The 5,288-nt window shown below is 75.3% G+C and carries 5 protein-coding genes; 4 read left to right on the top strand and 1 reads right to left on the bottom strand.

The window, feature by feature from the left end; genetic code table 11:
- The coding region (locus PLP61_RS14800; protein ID WP_324503519.1) for a SpoIIE family protein phosphatase at positions 1-2,018 on the bottom strand (2,018 nt) is incomplete at its 3' end.
- Positions 2,019-2,106: 88 nt separating this feature from the next.
- Here PLP61_RS14800 and PLP61_RS14795 point away from each other — a divergent pair.
- From PLP61_RS14795 to PLP61_RS14780, 4 genes are all read left to right on the top strand, one after another.
- Entirely contained in the window at positions 2,107-2,826 is a 720-nt protein-coding gene (locus PLP61_RS14795) for a DNA alkylation repair protein (protein WP_324503518.1), read from the top strand.
- 27 nt (positions 2,827-2,853) lie between these two features.
- Complete coding sequence (locus tag PLP61_RS14790) at positions 2,854-3,975, top strand: Nif3-like dinuclear metal center hexameric protein (protein WP_324503517.1); 1,122 nt, start codon at positions 2,854-2,856, stop codon at positions 3,973-3,975.
- Positions 3,976-4,000: 25 nt separating this feature from the next.
- On the top strand, positions 4,001-4,744 hold the full coding sequence (locus PLP61_RS14785; protein WP_502889076.1) for a zinc ribbon domain-containing protein: 744 nt from the start codon (positions 4,001-4,003) through the stop codon (positions 4,742-4,744).
- The coding region (locus tag PLP61_RS14780) for a reverse transcriptase-like protein (protein ID WP_324503515.1) at positions 4,741-5,288 on the top strand (548 nt) is incomplete at its 3' end. The genes PLP61_RS14785 and PLP61_RS14780, both read left to right, overlap by 4 nt.

Here is a 5,288-nt window from a genome sequence, read left to right as displayed (position 1 = left end):
ATGGCCTGCCTCTCGCGATCGAGCTCGCGGCCGTCCGGACGCGGGGGCTGTCCGTCGAGGAGATCGACGACCGGCTCGCGGACCGCTCCGAGCTGCTCGCGGTGGCGAAAGGCGCGGCCCCGGCCCGGCACCACCCCCAGGGGCAAGCCCGCTGCATCTGCCAGGAACCGAGTCCCCTCCCGGGTCACCAGCAGGGGCGGCGGGTGCCCCGCGCAGCTGTAGCGCAGCCGCCGGGTGGCGGGGTCGTAGTCGGCCAGGCCGACGGTGCTCATCAGCGCGCCGGGGATGGTCTCGGCCACCTCGTCGAGCCGGCTGAGGGCCTCGGCCGGCGTCGGGGCGTCCCGGGTGAGGAGCCGGAGGGCCTGCTGCAGCTTGCCCATCGCGGTCGCCGCCTGCAGGTCGTGGCCGACGACGTCGCCGGTCACCAGGGCGACCCGTCCACCCGGCAGCTCGAAGGCGTCGTACCAGTCGCCGCCCACGTAGTGCCGCGGGTCCGCCGGGCGGTAGCGGACCGCGACGTGCAGGCCGGGGCCGAGGGTTTCGGGGACGACGGGGAGCAGGGCCAGCTGGAGCCGGTGGGACACCTCCCGCTCGCGCTGGTGCTCGAGCGCGCGGAGCAGGGCCGGAGCCGCCACCGAGGCCACGGCCCGGGCGTCACGCAGCGTCTCGGGGTCCCCGGCCGAGCGCCCTGGGACGACGATCGCCAGGGCCCCGGCCGCCGCGTGACCGGCGGCCTGGAGCGGCACGACCAGCGCGGAAGCCGGTGCGGACTGGTCTGCGGGGTCCGCCACCCCCGGGCCCAGCGCCGAGCCGGGGACCACGAGCTCGGTGCCGCCTCGGGTCGCCTCGCACAGCGGGTGGTCGGCCTCCACGGGGAACACGGCGGTGCTGATGATCTCGGTGTCCCGACCGTGCCGACTCACCCCGACGGCTGTCACCCGCCCACCCTCCTCGGTGAGGACCCCGACCATGCCGACCGGCGCCAGCGCCATCACGCCGTCCCGGGCGATCGACTCCGTCACCTCCTGCACGGTCACCGCGCGGGAGAGGGCTTCCCCCAGTCTGGCCCGCAGGCTCTCCCGGGCGCGCGCGGTGGACTCGGCTGCCAGGGAGTCCCGGGCGCGGCGCCGGGCGGCCGTCTCGATCGCCAGCGCCCAGGGTCCGAGCAGAGCCAGCACGAGCAGGAGCTGGAGGGTCGCCCACTGTGCGGTGTCGGAGGCGGTCACGTCGCCCCAGGGGCCGACGTTGCGCGCCGACAGCACGTTCGCGGTGATGGCGAACGTCATCCCGGAGGTCGTCACCCCGGTCGTCCCGGCCAGCGCGGCGGCCAGCAGCATGGCGCCGATGGAGGGAGCGATGGGCGCGCGGGCGGCGGAGAACCCGAGGAAGGTGATCACCCCGGTGAAGGCGGTCGTCGCGAGCGCGGTCAGCAGCTGGGTCCGTCCGGTCTCGCCGAGCAGGTCCCTGGTGCCCCACGCGATCACGGTGCTGCCGACCGTCAGGACGCCGAGCGCGTCACCGGTCCAGAACGAGAGGAACGACGCAGGCCACGTGCGGTCGAACACGACGGCGAGCGTGGAGGCGCCCACCAGGGCGCCGAGCAGCGGACCGGTGGCGACGCTGCAGGTCAGGAAGAGGAGGGTGTCGCGACGCTGCGACAGGTCCGGGCGGCGGACGAAGCGGCGCAGCAGGCCGGCCCCCGTCAGCGGCTCGAGGGTGTTGGCGGCGGTGAAGGCGAGGGCGGGAGCCAGGGCCTGACCGTGCCAGAGGTCGAGGCTGAGCTCGGTCACGCCGACGGCCGCCAGCACCCAGGGCCATCGTCGGCGCTCGGTGAGGACCAGAGCCGCGCACGAGACCCCGGCCGACCCGAAGAACACCGGGCTCGCGTCCGCGTCGAGGAGGCGCCAGGCGAACTGCGCGAAGAGGAGGTACCCGGCGGCTGCGGCGAAGGCGACCAGCACCGTCACCCGCGCGTCCGCGCCGGCGGTCGAGCCGTGGCCTGGCGCGGGGGTCGACATGGCACCTCACTGCGGCAGGGGTCGCGGGCGCTACACCCTAACTCCGGCGTACCGGCCCGCCGGACCCTTGCGTCGGTAGAGTCCCGCCATGGCCGCAGACCTCGAGCTGGTCGCCGAGGTACGCCGGGCGCTGGCCGCCGCCGGGGACCCGGATCGGGCGGCCCAGCAGCGGGCCTACATGCGGTCGGCCCTGCCCTACTACGGGGTGACCAGCCCTCAGCTGCGCGCGATCCTGCGGCCCCTGCTCGCGGACCGTTTCCCGCCCGACCGGACGGTGTGGCTCGACACCGTGGGCGCGCTCTGGGACGACGCCACCCACCGCGAGGACCGCTACGCGGCCCTCGCCCTGGCCCGGCACCGGCGGGCGGCGGGCTGGCAGGACCTGGCGCTGCTCGGGCTCTTGCGGCACCTGGTGGTGACCGGCGCCTGGTGGGACCTCGTCGACGAGATCGCGGCCCACCTGGTCGGCGGCGTCCTGGCTCGGTACCGGCCGGTGGTCACCCCCGTCGTCCGGGAGTGGGCGGTGGACGAGGACCTGTGGCTGCGCCGGACCGCCGTGCTGTGCCAGCTGCGGCACCGCGAGGACACCGACACCACGCTGCTGCACGACGTCGTGGCCGCGACCGTGGACGACCCGTCGTTCTGGCTGCGCAAGGCCACCGGCTGGGCGCTGCGGCAGTACGCCTGCACCGACCCCGAGTGGGTGAGGGCGGAGGTCGAGCGCCTCGGACCCCGGCTCTCGCCGCTGTCCCGCCGCGAGGCCCTCAAGCATCTGCCGCCGCCGCAGGTGCCGACGCCCGGCCGGTGACGGAGACGGCTGGGCTACCGTGCGGGCATGGCGCTGCTGCGTGAGGTCGTCGAGCTGGTCCACGGCTGGTACCCGCCGGCGACCGCCGAGGAGTGGGACGCGGTCGGCCTGGTCGCCGGTGATCCGGCCGCCGAGGTGGGGCGGGTGCTCCTCGCCGTCGACCCGGTCCTCCCGGTCGCCGACGAGGCGGCCGACTGGGGTGCCGACCTGCTGGTCGTGCACCATCCCCTGTTCCTGCGGCCGGTCCACGGTGTCGCGGCGACCACGCCCAAGGGACGCACGCTCGCGCGGCTGTCCGGCGCCGGCTGCGCGCTGCTCACCGCCCACACCAACGCTGACGTCGCCACGGGTGGGGTCTCGGAGGCGCTGGCCGCCCGGCTGGGCCTCTCCGCGGTCACGCCGCTGCTGCCCGCCCCGGCCACCCCCTTGGACAAGGTCGTGGTGTTCGTGCCGGTCCCCGACGCCGAGCGGGTGCGCGAGGCCATGGTGACCGCGGGCGCCGGACGGCTGGGGGACTACGACCACTGCACGTTCAGCAGCCTCGGCGAAGGGCGCTTCCGACCTCTGCCGGGAGCGACGCCGGCGATCGGGCAGGTCGGGGCCGTGGAGGTGGTGGAGGAGGTCCGCATCGAGTCCGTGCTGCCCCGCGGCCGGCGCTCGGCCGTGGTGCGGGCGATGCTGGCCGCACACCCCTACGAGGAGCCGGCCTGGGACCTCCTCGAGCTCGCCGACGCCGGGACCTCCACCACCGGCACCGGACGCGTGGGCGACCTCCCCGCCGCCACCACGCTCCACGACCTCGCCGCGGCACTGGCGCAGGCCCTGCCCGCGACCGCGCACGGCGTGCGGGTGGGCGGGGACCCGGACCGTCCGGTACGCCGGGTCGCGGTGTGCGCCGGTGCCGGCGACTTCCTCCTCGACCAGCTCGCGGACAGCGACGCCGACGTCTTCGTCACCAGCGACCTGCGGCACCATCCCGCGAGCGAGTTCCTCGAGAAGGACGGACCGGCACTGGTGGACGTCGCGCACTGGGCGGCCGAGTGGACCTGGCTGCCGGTGGTGGAGGCACGCCTGGTCGCCGCCCTGGGCGCTACGGTGGAGACCCGTGTGAGCACGCTGGTCACCGACCCCTGGCGGTTCCGGCTGTGATCCGCCCGCACCCGAGGAGTCCACGCTGAAAGCCGACCCGTTCGCCCAACTCGCCCTGCTCGACGTACAAGAGCTCGACGCCCGTGCCGACCAGCTCCGCCACCAGCGGGAGACGCTGCCGGAGCTGGCCGAGATCGCCGAGCTCCGCCGGACCCGGGTCGACCTCGCCAACCAGGTCCGCGACGCCGAGACGCTCGTGGAGGACCTCACCGCGGAGCAGGAGAAGGTCGACAGCGACGTCGAGCAGGTCAAGGCGCGGCGCGAGCGTGACCGTGACCGGATGGACCGGGGGCTGATCGCCAACCCCAAGGACCTGGAGCGGATGACCCACGAGCTGGAGTCGCTCGAGCGTCGGATCACCTCGCTCGAGGACGACGAGATCGAGGTCATGGAGCGGCTGGAGGAGGCCCAGAACTCCCTGGCGTCGCTCACCGCCGCCCTCGCCGCGGCCGACGCACGGCTCAGCGCGCTCGCGACGGCCCGCGACACCAGGACCAACGACCTCGACGAGCAGCTGGCGGCGTTGGCCCGGGAGCGGGTGCCGGCCGCCGCCGGGCTGCCCGCGGACCTCCTCGCCCTCTACGACAGGCTGCGCGCCCAGAAGGGCGGGGTCGGCGCAGCGGCGCTGCGCGCCCGCGCCTGCGGCGGCTGCCGGCTGACCCTGGACAACGCCGAGCTGGCCCAGATCAAGGCCGCGCCGAGCGACGAGGTGATCCGGTGCGAGGAGTGCCAGCGGATCCTGGTGCGCACCGCGGAGTCCGGTCTGTGACCGACTCGCCTGGCACCCGCGGCACCGTCCGCCGGGTGGTGATCGAGGCCGACGGTGGCTCCCGAGGCAACCCGGGCCCCGCGGCGTACGGCGCCGTGCTGAAGGACGCGGACACCGGCGAGGTCCTCGCCGAGGACGGCAGCACCATCGGCGAGGCCACCAACAACGTGGCCGAGTACGCCGGCCTGATCGCCGGTCTCAAGCTCGCCGAGGAGTTCACGCCCGAGGCCGACATCGAGGTGCGGATGGACTCCAAGCTGGTGGTCGAGCAGATGTCGGGGCGCTGGAAGGTGAAGCACCCGAGCATGCGACCGCTCGCGGTCGAGGCGAACCGGCTCGCTCCGTTCGGGACCACCTACACCTGGGTCCCGCGCGCCGAGAACGCCCACGCCGACCGGCTCGCCAACGAGGCACTCGACGGGCTCCGGCACGGAGTCACCGTGGGGGGTGAGCCGCCGGCCGCGTGGGCGGAGCCGCTCGAGGAGGAGACCGCCGAGCCCGGCGCCCCCGAGGCGGCGGCGCCCGCCTCGGCCGAGGCACCGGC

The sequence above is a fragment of the Nocardioides sp. genome (assembly GCF_035429765.1).
In the GTDB taxonomy this organism is placed as follows: Bacteria; Actinomycetota; Actinomycetes; order Propionibacteriales; family Nocardioidaceae; genus Nocardioides.
This window is presented reverse-complemented; position numbering and strand designations above follow the sequence as displayed.